This is a genomic window from Streptomyces sp. 150FB, assembly GCF_000818195.1.
Lineage (GTDB): Bacteria > Actinomycetota > Actinomycetes > Streptomycetales > Streptomycetaceae > Streptomyces.
Map to the genome: position 1 here is coordinate 2,987,172 of NZ_JTHL01000001.1, position 13,063 is coordinate 3,000,234.

At 70.6% G+C, this 13,063-nt stretch carries 13 protein-coding genes and 1 pseudogene; 6 read left to right on the forward strand and 8 right to left on the reverse strand.

Going from position 1 to position 13,063, the window contains the following annotated elements:
- Positions 1-811, reverse strand: an 811-nt coding sequence (locus QR77_RS46600) for a hypothetical protein (RefSeq protein ID WP_052488704.1), incomplete at its 3' end; no start/stop codon positions are given.
- 158 nt (positions 812-969) lie between these two features.
- Positions 970-2,145 (reverse strand): ROK family transcriptional regulator, encoded by a 1,176-nt coding sequence (locus QR77_RS12645; RefSeq protein WP_052488705.1) that lies wholly within the window; start codon positions 2,143-2,145, stop codon positions 970-972.
- A gap of 82 nt (positions 2,146-2,227) precedes the next feature.
- Here QR77_RS12645 and QR77_RS12650 point away from each other — a divergent pair, with 82 nt between their 5' ends.
- Both QR77_RS12650 and QR77_RS12655 read left to right on the forward strand, forming a co-directional pair.
- Positions 2,228-3,337 (forward strand): Gfo/Idh/MocA family oxidoreductase, encoded by a 1,110-nt coding sequence (locus tag QR77_RS12650; protein ID WP_040021741.1) that lies wholly within the window; start codon positions 2,228-2,230, stop codon positions 3,335-3,337.
- The gene (locus tag QR77_RS12655) at positions 3,334-3,927 is read left to right on the forward strand and encodes a heme-degrading domain-containing protein (RefSeq protein ID WP_078876633.1); all 594 of its coding nucleotides are present in this window, start codon (positions 3,334-3,336) and stop codon (positions 3,925-3,927) included. The genes QR77_RS12650 and QR77_RS12655 overlap by 4 nt, the downstream gene beginning before the upstream one ends.
- A gap of 79 nt (positions 3,928-4,006) precedes the next feature.
- Here the strand turns inward: QR77_RS12655 and QR77_RS12660 are convergent, their stop codons facing one another.
- The 4 genes and pseudogenes from QR77_RS12660 to QR77_RS12675 all read right to left on the reverse strand — a co-directional run bounded on the left by QR77_RS12660 (position 4,007) and on the right by QR77_RS12675 (position 7,306).
- Complete coding sequence (locus QR77_RS12660; protein WP_040021742.1) at positions 4,007-4,864, reverse strand: fumarylacetoacetate hydrolase family protein; 858 nt, start codon at positions 4,862-4,864, stop codon at positions 4,007-4,009.
- A gap of 586 nt (positions 4,865-5,450) precedes the next feature.
- A pseudogene (locus QR77_RS12665) lies at positions 5,451-6,185 on the reverse strand (YidC/Oxa1 family membrane protein insertase); the annotation flags it as partial.
- A gap of 236 nt (positions 6,186-6,421) precedes the next feature.
- On the reverse strand, positions 6,422-6,760 hold the full coding sequence (locus tag QR77_RS12670; protein WP_040021743.1) for a DUF6412 domain-containing protein: 339 nt from the start codon (positions 6,758-6,760) through the stop codon (positions 6,422-6,424).
- A 72-nt stretch (positions 6,761-6,832) separates the two neighbouring features.
- On the reverse strand, positions 6,833-7,306 hold the full coding sequence (locus QR77_RS12675; protein ID WP_052488706.1) for a hypothetical protein: 474 nt from the start codon (positions 7,304-7,306) through the stop codon (positions 6,833-6,835).
- A gap of 313 nt (positions 7,307-7,619) precedes the next feature.
- On the opposite strand from QR77_RS12675, the gene QR77_RS42135 reads away from it, so the two are divergent.
- Together QR77_RS42135 and QR77_RS12685 are read left to right on the forward strand one after the other, a co-directional pair.
- Positions 7,620-8,729 (forward strand): histidine kinase, encoded by a 1,110-nt coding sequence (locus QR77_RS42135; protein WP_160310902.1) that lies wholly within the window; start codon positions 7,620-7,622, stop codon positions 8,727-8,729.
- Positions 8,722-9,411 carry a response regulator transcription factor gene (locus tag QR77_RS12685; RefSeq protein ID WP_040021744.1) on the forward strand — a complete coding sequence of 230 codons (690 nt, stop codon included), beginning with the start codon at positions 8,722-8,724 and terminating at the stop codon, positions 9,409-9,411. Before QR77_RS42135 ends, QR77_RS12685 begins: the two co-directional genes overlap by 8 nt.
- On the opposite strand, the gene QR77_RS12690 is transcribed toward QR77_RS12685, so the two are convergent.
- Entirely contained in the window at positions 9,386-10,960 is a 1,575-nt protein-coding gene (locus QR77_RS12690; RefSeq protein WP_040021745.1) for a sodium:solute symporter, read from the reverse strand. The two genes, QR77_RS12685 and QR77_RS12690, sit on opposite strands and share 26 nt — an antisense overlap.
- Positions 10,957-11,175 carry a DUF3311 domain-containing protein gene (locus QR77_RS12695; protein WP_236710620.1) on the reverse strand — a complete coding sequence of 73 codons (219 nt, stop codon included), beginning with the start codon at positions 11,173-11,175 and terminating at the stop codon, positions 10,957-10,959. Before QR77_RS12695 ends, QR77_RS12690 begins: the two co-directional genes overlap by 4 nt.
- Before the next feature lie 62 nt (positions 11,176-11,237).
- Between QR77_RS12695 and QR77_RS12700 the strand changes: the two genes are divergently transcribed.
- Positions 11,238-12,236, forward strand: a complete 999-nt coding sequence (locus QR77_RS12700; protein ID WP_040021746.1) for an SEC-C domain-containing protein — start codon at positions 11,238-11,240, stop codon at positions 12,234-12,236.
- A gap of 175 nt (positions 12,237-12,411) precedes the next feature.
- Positions 12,412-12,828 (forward strand): very short patch repair endonuclease, encoded by a 417-nt coding sequence (locus QR77_RS12705; protein WP_173476299.1) that lies wholly within the window; start codon positions 12,412-12,414, stop codon positions 12,826-12,828.
- Positions 12,829-13,063 lie beyond the last annotated feature (235 nt).

Below are 13,063 nucleotides of genomic sequence, written 5' to 3' on the forward strand. Positions count from 1 at the left end.
GGGCCGCGGCTTGCGTACGGCCGTGGGCGAGCCCTGTCGTGCCCGTGTCCGTGCCCGCGTCCGTGCCCGCGTCCGTATCCGTGCCCGCGTCCGTGCCCGCGTCGGCCGCCGCGGTGTCGTCGCCCTCGGCGTCACCGTCCCACTCGTTGCCCCACTCGCTGCCCCACTCGTTCTCCCACTCGCTCCGCCACTCGCCGCCGTCCTCGCCCCCGGCCGCGTCCTCCGTGTCCGCCACGCTCTCCGCCTGGGCGGCCAGGACCGCGAAGCGGTACGGGTTCGACTCGCCCACCCAGTCGCCGTCGTCACCGCGTCGCTGCACGGTCGCCGCGCTGAGCACGACGTTGTTCGGGTGGGTGCCGGCGGCGAAGCCCAGCCGCGCGCGGACGGTGACCTTGCCACCGGCGGGCAGGGCGTAGCCCGGAGAACCGTCGTCGAGGACGCCGATCGTCTCGTCCTCGTCGGACCGCTCCAGCGACAGGGGCAGCCAGCGGCCCGTGTCGTCGGCGAGTTCCAGTCGCAACTGCGTCGTGGGAAGGGACCGGTCGTGGTCGCTCAGGACGATCACGGGGTGGATGTCGCGGCAGATCTCGTGGGTGGTGTTGGTGAGATCGAGATACCAGACGCCGGGACCGCCGCCTGCCCGATATGTTTTGGGGCCGTCGTGGATACGGGCCTTGACCGGGAACGCGTGGTCGGACGCCTTGCCGCAGGTCGGGGGCCGGTCGGCCGGGGGCAGGGACTCAGCCGCGTACGCGGGCGTGATCGTCGCGGCGGTGGTCAGCCCGACGGCGAGGACATGGCGCAGTCGCATGAGTGAGGTCGCCTTTGCTGATCGCGGAACGTGTCGCACGGAAGCGAGCGTTCAGGACGAGGACTTCAGGAGCGGAACTGCTGACGACGCTGCCATGCGCGGACGCGACATCAGGACCGTTACGACCTCTCACGTCTCGAAAATAAGACAAATACCCCCTACCGGCCCAGTCCGAGCACCTGCCCCCGACGATGACCGAACACCGGTGCGAGTACGAGCTGCGCCGCGCCCTCCGCCACAGCATGCGCTCCGCCCCCTGCCGGGGCCACCGGGATCACCGCGCTCCCCGAGCGGCCGGCGAAGTCCGCGACGACGGCGCCCACTCCCCGTACGAAGCACTCCTCGGCGGCGGCGATCGTCCGGCCGCCCAGCAGCACCCGGTCGATGTCCAGCAGCGCGACAAGGTTCGCCGCCCCGACCCCGAGCACCCTCGCCGCTTCCGGCAGGTCGCCGCGCCCCACGGCGGCGAGGCAGAGCGCCTCGACGCAGCCGTGGTTGCCGCAGTGGCACAGGGGGCCGTCGAGCTGGATGACCTGGTGGCCGAACTCGCCCGCCCCGGTGCGGCTGCCGCGGTGCAGCGCACCGCCGAGCACCAGCCCGGCGCCGAGGCCCGTACCGAGGTGGAGGTAGGCGAAGGAGTCGCCCGTACCGCCCGGCCCGCGCAGCGCGAGGCCGAGTGCGGCGGCGTTGGTGTCCTTGTCGAGTGCGACGGGCAGGCCGAGGCGTTCGGCGAGGGCGGCGCGCAGCGGGAATCCGTTCCACCGGGGGAAGCCGGTGACCCGGCGCGTCACCCCCGCCACATGGTTGAGGTGGCCGGGCATCGCGACGCCGACCCCCAGGGGCTCGCCCGGGTAGGGGCGGGCGTCCGCCCGTACGGCCTGGTGCACGGCCTCGCGTACGGCCTCCACCTCGCGCGCCGCCGCCTCGACGACCTGCTCGGCGCCCGCGCCGAGGTCGAGCGGGGCCGTACGTACGGCCACCGGCACCCCGGCGAGGTCGACCAGCACCGCCGTCAGCTCGTCGCGATCCAGATGCAGCCCCACGGCGTGCGCCGCCGAAGGGACGAGGCGCAGTACGGTCCTGGGCTTGCCGCCGGTGGAGGCGCGGCGGCCCGCCTCCTCGGCGAGACCCTCCGCGCGCAGCCTGGCCGTGATCTTGCTGACGGCCTGCGGGGTGAGGCCGGTGCGCTCGGCCAGCTCCAGCCGGCTGATGCCGCCCTCGCCCGCCGCACGCAGCAGGTCGAGCAGGAGCGCCGCGTTATGACCGCGCAGCACCGGCAGATTGGCACCGCCGGCCGGATCCCTTGTGTGTTCCGTACTTTCCACGCCTCCCATGACCCCTGTGTTGCTCCTGTCGCTCACACCCCATTGTCACCCCTGCTTGCACTTTGGCAACAGCGTTGCTTAAGTGGACGGTATGACTGCCACCGGGACGCCTGACTCTGCTGACCCGCCTCTGCGTGTAGGACTCGTGGGCTACGGCCTGGCGGGCTCCGTCTTCCACGCCCCGCTGATCTCCGCCACCGAGGGCCTCGTCCTCGATACGGTCGTCACCACCGACGCCGAGCGCCGGAAGCAGGCGAGTGCCGAGTTTCCCGATGTCCGATTCGCTTCTACCGCCGACGAGTTGTGGGAGCGCGCGGGCGAACTCGACCTGATCGTCGTCGCCTCCCCCAACAAGACGCACGTGCCGATCGCCAGGGCCGCCCTCGGGGCCGGGCTTCCGGTGGTCGTGGACAAGCCGATCGCCGGAACGGCCGCCGAGGCGCGCGAACTCGCCGCTCTCGCCGAGGAGCGCGGGCTGCTCCTCTCCGTGTTCCAGAACCGCCGCTGGGACAACGACTTCCTGACGCTCGCCCACCTCATCGGCAACGGCGACCTGGGCGACGTACAGCGCTTTGAGTCACGCTTCGAGCGGTGGCGGCCCCAACTCAAGGGCGGCTGGCGCGAGTCGGGCGATCCCGAGGACATCGGCGGGCTGCTGTACGACCTCGGCAGCCATGTCGTCGACCAGGCGCTGACACTGTTCGGCCCGGCGGTACGGGTGTACGCGGAGTCCGACGTACGGCGCCCCGGAGCCGCCGCCGACGACGACACGTTCATCGCGATCACGCACGCGAACGGGGTCCGCTCGCACCTCTACGCCAGCGCCACCACCGCCCAGCTCGGCCCGCGCTTCCGGGTGCTCGGCTCGGCGGCCGGCTATGTGAAGTACGGTCTCGACCCGCAGGAGGCGGACCTGCGCGACGGCAGGCGGCCACACGGGCGGACCGCGTGGGGCATCGAGCCCGAGGCGCTGTGGGGCCGGCTGGGCTCCGGCGAGTCGCCACTGACGGGCGGCGGCCACCCGGTGGAGACCGAACCCGGCGACTACCCGGCGTTCTACGCGGCGATCGCCGGGGCGCTGCGCGACGGTACGGCGCCGCCGGTCACGGCGTACGAGGCGGCGGCGACCCTGGACGTACTCGAAGCGGCACGCCGTTCGGCGCGCGAGGGCATCACGATCACCATGGAGCCGACAGCATGACGAACTCGCAGAACCCGAAGAGCCCGCAGAACCCGTCGAGTCCGCCGATCCCACCGATCCCGCCCACGCCGCCGGCCGCGACCCCGGCCCCGGCCGGCGAGAGCGCGCCCACCGCCCGTACGGGAGCCGCCTTCCCGACGGTGGCCGAACTTGAGGCCCAGGAAGCCCGTTTGGTGCTTCCCCACTTCACGTACGAGGACGCGTGGGCGCTCGGCAACCTGCTGGTCGAGCTGGCGCGCGAGCGCAGGGCGCCTGTGGCGATCGACATCCGCCGGGGCGCGCAGCAGCTCTTCCACTGCGCGCTGCCGGGCTCGTCCGCCGACAACGACGAGTGGATCAACCGTAAGCGGCGAGTGGTCGAGCGCTACGGCGCCAGCTCGTTCCTGGTCGGCGCCCGCTTCCGCGCGAAGGGCTCGACGTTCGAGGAGTCGTCGCGCCTGGACGTGGACACGTATGCGGCGCACGGTGGTTCGTTCCCGATCGCCGTCGAGGGCGCGGGGATCATCGGGACCGTCACGGTCTCGGGTCTGCCCCAGGTGGAGGACCACGCGATGGTGGTCGAGGCGCTGGAGCACACGCTGCGCACCTGACGCGGCGCGTCGGCGACGGCGTGACGTGTGACGGCCGGGACCATCAGGTGGTCCCGGCCGTCACGCGTCACGCGCGTGGTTACGCGTCCTTGAACTCCTGGCGCTGGTGCCCCAGTCGCTCGATCGACAGCTCCACGACATCCCCCGCCCGCAGGTACGGCTTGGGCTCGGGCTGCCCCAGCGCCACACCCGCCGGCGTACCGGTGTTGATGACGTCGCCCGGGTACAGGGTCATGAACTGGCTGACGTAGTGCACGACTTCGCCCACGGGGAAGATCTGGTCGGCGGTCGTCCCGTCCTGCTTCAGCTCGCCGTTGACGCTGAGCTTCAGCCCGAGCGTCTGCGGATCGGGTATCTCGTCCGCCGTCACAAGCCAGGGACCGAGCGGGTTGAACGTCTCGCAGTTCTTGCCCTTGTCCCACTGACCGCCGCGCTCGTTCTGGAACTCGCGCTCGGAGACGTCGTTCGACACGGCGTACCCGCCGACGTACGCGAGGGCCTCCTCCGCCGAGTCCAGGTAGCGCGCCGTGCGCCCGATGACGACCGCCAGCTCGACCTCCCAGTCGGTCTTGACGCTCTTCCTGGGGATCAGAACCGTGTCCTCAGGTCCGACCACTGTGTCCGGCGCCTTGAAGAAAATGATCGGCTCGGCCGGGATCGGCGCGCCCGTCTCGGTCGCGTGGCCGTGGTAGTTCAGCCCGATGCAGACGATTTTCCCGATCCGGCCGAGCGGCGGTCCCGTCCGGAGGCCCGCGTCGATCACGGGCAGATCGCCGGAGGCGGCGGCCTCCCTGATCCTGTCGAGCGCGGCGTCGTCGGCGAGCAGGTCCCCGTCGATGTCGCTGACCAGGGCGGACAGGTCCCTGAGGGTCGTCCCGTCCTCGTCGAGCAGCGCGGGGCGCTCCGCTCCCGCCGTACCGACACGCAGCAACTTCATGGTCTGACTCCTTCTGTCCCTCTGGGTGTCCCGCTGGCTCCGGCTGAGCACGACCTCACCGACGGGAACGGCCACCGGGGAGATCGGCTGATCCTCCAAGACATCGGATCACTGTGCAAGACCCAGTTCACACCCTGGACCGACCGGCGCGGGCGCGGGGGGTACGTATCCCGGCCTGGGCGGGGACGGGAGCCTCCGTGGGCTTCCCGCCCCGGGCGGGAGCCGTCTTGCCGGAAGGCGTCTTGGCGGGAGTCATCTTGGCGGCGGGTGTCTTGGCAAGGGATGTCTTGGCGGCGGGCGTCTTCGCGGGAGGTGTCTTGGCGGGAGGTGTCTTCGCGGCGGGCCGCTTGGTGCCCGCCCTCCGCGCGGCCGTCTTCTTGGCGGCCTCCCTCTTCGCGGCCTCCTTCTTGGCCACCGGCCCCCTGGCCACCGGAGCCTTCGCGGCCGGCGCCTGCGCCTCCGCCTCCGCCTTCTCCATCGAGACGGAGCCGGGAGCCTCGTCGGCCCGGTCATCCACGACATCGGCGACCGGCGCGGTCTGCCCCTTCGCCTTCTCGTTCTTGGTCTCGTTCTTGGTCTCAGGCTTCTCGCGGTAGTAGAGGAAGTACCGCTCGACGGCCGTCCATGTGGTGCTCGTCACCAGGTAGAGCCCTGCGGCCAGCGGCACCACAGCCACGCTGATCAGCGTCGCGAAGGACATCAGCGGCATCAGCTTCGTCATCGCGCCCATGCCCGCCATCTGCGGGCCACCGGTCGCGCCCATGGCTGCCATGGGGTTCTCCGCCATCTGCTTCTTCACCCGTCCGTAGTTGAACGTGGCAACGGCGGCGACGATCGCGAAGAGCCCGATGTACACGAGTCCCGCTCCGCCGAACAGCCCGCCGTGCGCGAACACGTCGAACCAGCGGCCTCCGAGCGGCGCCGAGAAGAGGGAGTGGCTCAGCAGGCCGTTCGTCGTCCCGCCGATCGAGCTCTTGGAGAAGAGGTGGTACAGGACGAAGAACGCCGGGAGCTGGAGCAGGCTCGGCAGGCAGCCGGAGAGCGGCGAGACCTTCTCGGCCGCATGCAGTTCCATGATGGCTTTCTGCATGCGCTCAGGGTTCTTGGCGTGCTTCTTTCGCAGCTCGGCGACCTGCGGCGCGAGCTTGGTACGGGCCTTCTGGCCCCGGGCCGAGGCCCGTGAGAGCGGGTGCACGGCGAGCCGTACAAGGGCGGTGAAGATGACGATCGCCGCAGCAGTGGCTCCGCTGTGGAAGAACGGCTGGAGCAGGTCGGCGAAATTCCCGACCAGGTGGGCGAACGCGAGGAGGAACGCGGACATGGAGAACCCTCCGTGGGTCTCGTCGTGCCGGATGGACGCGGCTGCCTGGTACGGCAGCGTGGATGCAGCTCGGCATGACAACCCGCATGGGGGTCCGGAACATCAGCGGATCGGCGAATGAGCGGATCAACAGATCAGCAGGCAGCAGATCAGCGGAGTCAGGACGAACACCGGAATCGGAGGAAGCGCGGCGGAATCGTGTGACGAAACGCCTGCTCCTGCGGTCCTCGGGTCCCCTAAGCGGCCGTCGGCAGGCGACGGCCCGGTGCTCGGGGCCTCGTACGTCCCGAGGCGTCGGGATCTCTCTGCGGCAGGAAGGCGGTGCGATGCTCGCGGTCGCGCATGGCCGTCCGTACCCGGTGGTGCGGTACGGCGGGCACCGCGCGGGCGCTGAGGCCCGCGCAGGCGATCAGCGCGGAGCCGGCGGCGGCCGTGGCGGCGAGCGCGACGGCGGCGGAGAGGCTGCCCGCGTCGACGAGCAGAACCTCGGTGAGGATGAAGAGCAGCAGACCGGCGGGGCGCAGGAGACGCAGGGCCGCGCTGGTGGCCGCTGTGCGGCGCGTACCGTCACGCATAAGTCCTGCCTCCCTCTCGCGCTCGTCGGACTCGCTGAGCCTCACTCATCTCGTTCGTACGTTCTCCAGCCGTTATACACGATGGGGTACCGGCTGACGCAAGGGCCGATTGGCCCGGGCGGTGAGCACCTGCCGCTGCACCAGGAGGACGACTCCGAAGTAGAGCAGCACCGTGGCGGAGCCGAGTCCGGGCGTGACCAGGGAGTCGATCAGCAGATGGAGCCCGATGCCGGCGATCCAGAGCACGGCTGTCAGAACGCCGCCCTTGCGATAGGTCTGTCCGTTCTCGCTCCAGAGACGCACGGTGTACGCGCGCACAGCGGCGAGCACCCCGCCGAGGAGCAGCGTCAGGACCAGCACTCCTGCGTCCTTGGCGCCCAGGTGCCGGTCGGAGAAGAAGGAGACGGTCCCGACGATCCCGACGGCGGCCAGGACGAAGCCGATGCGTGATGTGTCACGCAGGGGGCGGGCGGTGAGCTGTCGGCTCAGCAGCCAGATCAGGAGGAGGGCGGTTACGGCGAGGTTGACCGAGCCGGAGGAGTTCACGGACGACGCCCTTCTGACTGGGTGGGTGGCATGGCTGGCTATGACATGAAGCCTGTCGCGGCGGGCGGCGGCACGGATCCTCCCCGTGGTTGGAGATTCGGGTGGAGATCCGGGCGGAAATCCCGGAGCGGCGGCCTCCGCCGGTCCTGAAGCGTCGTCCGGCGCGGATGATGGTGGAGTGCTGGAGCTACCGAGGGTGAAGCTGAGCGCGCCCGCGGCCTGGTCGTCGGCCTGGGCGTCGGGTCGACGACGGCCGTCCTCGGCGCGCGTACTGAGCCTCTGCCTGAGCGGCGCTGTCATCACGTTGGTGGCCGTGGTCGCCTTCTTGCTCCCTCACGACCGGCGCGGGGGCTGGTCGCTGCTGGTCGCCGTACCACTCGTGGTGTGGGGTGTGCTGGCGTGCGCCAGGGATCTGCTGTCCCGGCGGACCCTGCTGCTGGGGTGGGGCCTGGTGCTGGTCCTGTCCGCCGTCGGTACGGGGGCGGCGGTGGACGGGGCTTCCATCGTCGCCGGGGTCGCGGTCTTCATCATCCTGGGGATGGCGCCGCCCACGGTGTGGCTCGTACCGACGCTCGCGCTCGGGGTGGCCGGATTCTTCGTCGCGTACTTCCTGGGGTGGTCGGACTCGCCGGGTGCCGATCTGTTCTTCGCGGGGTTCACCGGCGCCGTCGGCGGCGGCTTCGGGCTGCTCACCAGGCGTTCCGCGCTGGACCGGCAGGCCGAGCGCCGGGTCACCGAGCAGCGCGCCGAGAACGCGGTGTTCGAGGAGCGGGCCAGGATCTCGCGGGACATCCACGACGTACTGGCGCACTCCCTCGGAGGGCTCGTCCTCCAGCTCGACGCCCTGGAGGCCGTCACGCTCGCCCGGCAGGCGGATACGGATGTGGTGGAACGGGTACGGGGAGCGCGCGCGCTTGCCGCGAACGGCCTGGAGGACGCCAAGCGGGCCGTCGACGCGCTGCGCGGTTTCCCCGGACGCGTCGACACCGCGCTGGACCGGATCGTCGCCGAGTCACGCGCCCTCGGTATGGAGGTGGACGCGGAGTCGCTCGGCGCTCCGGAGCGGGTACCGGCGGCGGTGGCCGATGTTGTGGCGTCGATCACGGTGGAGACGCTGACCAATGCCCGTAAGCACGCGCCGGGGGCGCCGGTGAGCGTCCGCCTGGAGGCGGGGCGGACGTCCGTACTCCTGCGCGTCTCGAATCCGCGTACGGGTCCGCGTACGGGCGGCCCGCCGGCGCCGCGGGCTCCGGCTTCAGGGGGGCACGGGATCAGAGGTATGCGGGAACGGGCCGAGATCGTCGGCGGAAGGCTGCACATCGGCGACGGCGCGAGGGACGACGGCGCGGGCGATCCAGCGAGCGCTGCCGTGGCTGAAGCAGCCGGCACCTGGACCGTCGAATGCGAGATCCCCTATGTCTGAGACACCGATCCGAGTGATCCGGGTGGTCGTCGCCGACGACCAGGCGGCCGTACGCGACGGTCTCACCACGATCCTCGACCACGAGGAGAGCGTCGTGGTCGTCGGCACCGCCGAGGACGGCGCAGAAGCCGTGGAGCTGGCCTGCCGTCTCGTACCGGCCGTGGTCCTGATGGACCTGCGGATGCCGGGCATGGACGGGGTGGAGGCGACGCGCGAGATCGCGCGGCGGGCGCCGTCCGTGGCGGTCCTGGTGCTGACGACGTACGCGGACGACGAGTCGATCGTCTCCGCGCTCCAGGCCGGGGCCGCCGGTTATCTGACCAAGAGCGCGGGGCGCCCGCAGATCGTCTCCGCGATCACGGCGACCGCCGACGGGCACCGTACGTTCGCCCCGGAGGTCGCCACGGCCGTGATGCGGGGCCTGACCGCGCGTACCGCGCTCGAAACGGTCGCTGCCGCGCATTCCCTCACCGGTCAGGAGACGCGCGTACTGGAACTGCTCGCCGAGCGGCGGAGCAACCGCGCCATCGCCGACGCGCTCTACATCTCGGTCGCCACGGTGAAGACGCACACGAACAACCTCTTCGCCAAGCTCCAGGTGCCGAACCGCGCGGCGGCGACGGAACTGGTCGAGGCGGCGCGGAGCGACCGTACGCTCAGAGGGCGCCGACCGGGCTCGTGACGTCCTCGTCGTCGCCGTCCTCCGTCACGCCGGCTCCTCTCGTCACACCGTCGTCGGCGAGTACGTCGGCGTCGGGCCGGTCGTCGCCACCCCTGCCGGATACGTCAGACAGTCCGATATACGGACCGACATATGTGACGACCAACGCCACTGCCAGATTCGCGACGAGCGCCACTATCCCGGCGTTCACTCCCCAGACGGGATCGTGCCCGCCGAACACCAGCACGCAGACCAGTCCCACCCCCACCACCAGCCCGCTCAGTCCACCGGCCAGAGTGAGGCGCCGCCACACGAGAGCGAGCAGCAGCATGGGCAGGAGCTGCGCCATGCCCTCGTACGAGATGAGCGAGAGGCGTACGAGGGTGTTGGGCGCCGCGTACGTCAGCAGCAGCGCCAGCGCGCCCGCGATCACGACGACCACCTGCGCGGCGCCCTTCTGGCTGGCCTGCCAGCGCGGTACGAGCGAGAGCACGCTGCGCCCCCACATCGTCCCGATCACCAGCATGAACACCGCCATCGGCACGATCGAGGAGAGGGCGGCCGCCACCCCGATGATCCCGACCGACCAGGCGGGCAGCGAGTCGACGACCAGTTTGAAGAGCGCGAGGTTCGAGTCGGCGCCGAGAAGACCGGGGACGACGAAGAGCGCGGCCAGCCCGAGCAGCATCGGTACGAAGAGCAGCACGTTGTAGGCGGGCAGGAAGACCGCGTTGCGGCGCAGCGCGTCGGCGTCGCGGGCGCCGAGGTAGCCGGCGACGGTCGTCGGGAAGATGACCACGGTGATCCCGTTGAGCAGCGAGGTGCTGATGAACCACGCCGTACCCATGCCGCTGTGGCCGTGGCCCGGCAGGGTCAGCCACTCGCCCTTCTGCTCGACGATCCGGTGCAGAAGGGGCCCGTATCCATCGAAATAGTGAAAGGGAACGTACACGGCCAGGAACGCCAACGTCCCGATCACCAGTACGTCCTTGAGCACCGACACCCAGGCGCTGCCGCGCAGCCCGCTGACGACCACGAAGCCGGTGGTGACGGCGAAGCCGATGAAGTAGGCCCAGTTGAGGCTGATCGCGCCGTACGAGATGGTCGAGACGACCACGCCCATGCCGGTGATCTGCAACTGGATGTACGGCAGCAGGAAGACGGTCGCGAGCACCGCGGTGAGGGCGCCGAGCCAGGGGCGGCCGAAGCGGTGGGCGATCATGTCGGTGATGCCGACGAGGTTGTGGCGGCGGGCGTACCCCCAGAGCATCGGCCCGACGACGTAACCGACGGCGTAGCCGCAGGACATGTACGCGACCACGTAGAGCACGGGCGCGCCGAAGTCATAACCCCATCCGGCACCACCCAGATAGCTGAAACTGGTGTAGCTCTCCCCGGCCATCAGCACCCAGATGAAGACGGCGCCGAGACTGCGCCCGCCGACGGACCACTCGGCGAGGCCGCCGCCTTTCCCGGCCGTCCCGCCCCTGCCGCGTACGGCGAGCAGCCCGAGGACGACCGTGGCGATCATGAAGACCCCGAAGATCGAGGTGGCGACGGCGGCGTTCACTTCGCCACCTCCGCGCGGCGCTTCATCAGCCGCCGGTCCCCCCGGTACGCGAGCCACACGGCGACCGGCGTCACCAGCGTCGACACGAGCAGCCAGAAGGCCAGGAAGGGCAGTCCGACGACCACGGGATCCACCCGGTTCACCCAGGGTGGCGCCACGAGGAACAGGACGAAGGGGACGAGCAGCCAGAGCAGGTGCGGACGTTGTCGGAACACGACAGGACCATAGACGAACCGCCCCTCCGCCCGGCCCCCCGCACAGCAGTACGGTGTGGACCATGCGCCCCGACATGCCTGCCGACCACACCACGGAAGCCGAGCGCCTGCTGCGAACAGCGGCCCGGTATCCCGAGGATCACGAGCCCCTCTTCCTCCAGGCCGCAGCCCACCTGGAGCTGGCCGGCGCCCGTGACCGTGCCACCGGCCTCTACGACACCCTCCTCGCGGCCTCGCCCGAACACCCTCACCTGGTGAAGGCGCTCAAGGCCGCGAACCTGTGGGAGTACGGCCACGAGGCCGAGGCCCACGCGATCATCGACGGCCTGCGGGCGGCGGGCCCGCTGGAGCCGGCGCCCTGGGAGATCGTGGCGGAGACCCTTGAGTCCCACGACGAACTCGAAGCGGCCCACAACGCCTTCACCAGCGGCCTGAACCTCCTGCTGATCCCGGGCGAGGAGGTCCCGTACCCGACCCACTCCCTGCTGCTCGGCCGCCACCGCGTCCGCCGGATGCTGAACCTGGAGCACGACGACTGGGACGGCCTGGCCGACCGCGTCAACCCGGCCTCCGTCACCCTGGACGAACTGCACGACCCGAAACGCCTCTGGGCGCTGGGCTCCGACAACCCGGCGGAACTCCAGGCGGAGATCACCCGCCTGCGCGCCGAACTGGGCTCGTACCGCACGGCGTTGTCCCGCCCGTTCCCGGTGGCGGTGCTGCACTGGCCGGCCGGGGAACTCACCGAACTCCTCGCCGCGTACCCCACCCTCATGAGCGAGTACCCGTCCCACGAGGCCCACCTGATCCAACTGGAGACGTCCCTGCGCGAACTGGCGGCCACGGGCACCCCGAACCTGGGCATCGTGACGGGCACGATCCCCTCGTACGAAGCCTTCGCCGCCTCGGAGGCCACGCCCCCCTCCGACCCGGACCTGCTCCCCCAGTACGCCACAACCCTGGCAGCCCGAGGCCGAGCCACCCCCTGGCCCCCGGCCCGCAACGCCCCCTGCTGGTGCGGCTCGGGCCACGCGTACCGCGACTGCCACGGCGTGGCGTAGGGCGCGACACGGCTCTCAAGGCCTTCGCGCATCCATCGACGAACAACCCACCGCCGCTCGTGAGCAGAGGGACTCCGGGTCGTTGCGGCCCCGAGTCCCTCCCGCCGCGACCCGTCCCACTCACGAGTCGGACGGTTCACGACTCCTCACCCGGGATCGCCGGCACAATGCCATGATGTCCGACGCACTTCCTTCCTCTGCCGCGGTTTCGGCCCGCATGAGCCGACAACTCTCCCGCGACACAGCGCCCGAGATCGCCGTCCGCAAATTGCTCCACGGGGCAGGCCTCCGCTATCGCGTGAACGTCCCGGTTCCAGGCATGCCCCGGCGCACCATCGACATCGTCTTCGGTGGAGCCAAAATCGCGATCTTCATGGATGGTTGCTTCTGGCACGGATGCCCCGAACATGCCACGCAGCCGAAGGCCAACGCCGAGTGGTGGCGGGCGAAGCTGGACAAGAACATGGCTCGCGACACGGAAACCACAAAGCATCTAGAAGCGCAGGGCTGGACCGTGCTGCGCTTCTGGGAGCACGAGAGTCCTGCCGAGGTCGCACAAGCCGTGGCCCGCGCGCGCGGATCCGTCACATAGGCGCCCGCGATCAAGAGGTGCAAAGGACAGTTCCCACCATCTGGCGGCCCCTCTCCTTTCCACCGAGCATCGGCACGAGCCCTCACCGATGGACTTCCGACGCCTGGGCCGCGTTCGTCCGGCTGCGGCTGGCCGGAGCAGGTGCAGGCCCTTGCAGCCGGAGTGCGGGCCGCTCGCTGAGACGTTGCACTCTCTTTCCCTGCTCAGGCCACGTCCCCGTGTCGGCGGGGCCACC

Excerpts from the sequence above, each read along its gene's own strand:
- QR77_RS12700 (WP_040021746.1), top strand. The coding sequence starts at position 11,238 with ATGCGCCCCGACATGCCTGCCGACCACACCACGGAAGCCGAGCGCCTG.
- QR77_RS12670 (WP_040021743.1), bottom strand. The coding sequence starts at position 6,760 with ATGCGTGACGGTACGCGCCGCACAGCGGCCACCAGCGCGGCCCTGCGT.
- QR77_RS12660 (WP_040021742.1), bottom strand. The coding sequence starts at position 4,864 with ATGAAGTTGCTGCGTGTCGGTACGGCGGGAGCGGAGCGCCCCGCGCTG.
- QR77_RS12650 (WP_040021741.1), top strand. The coding sequence starts at position 2,228 with ATGACTGCCACCGGGACGCCTGACTCTGCTGACCCGCCTCTGCGTGTA.
- QR77_RS12685 (WP_040021744.1), top strand. The coding sequence starts at position 8,722 with ATGTCTGAGACACCGATCCGAGTGATCCGGGTGGTCGTCGCCGACGAC.
- QR77_RS12645 (WP_052488705.1), bottom strand. The coding sequence starts at position 2,145 with ATGGGAGGCGTGGAAAGTACGGAACACACAAGGGATCCGGCCGGCGGT.
- QR77_RS12655 (WP_078876633.1), top strand. The coding sequence starts at position 3,334 with ATGACGAACTCGCAGAACCCGAAGAGCCCGCAGAACCCGTCGAGTCCG.
- QR77_RS12705 (WP_173476299.1), top strand. The coding sequence starts at position 12,412 with ATGTCCGACGCACTTCCTTCCTCTGCCGCGGTTTCGGCCCGCATGAGC.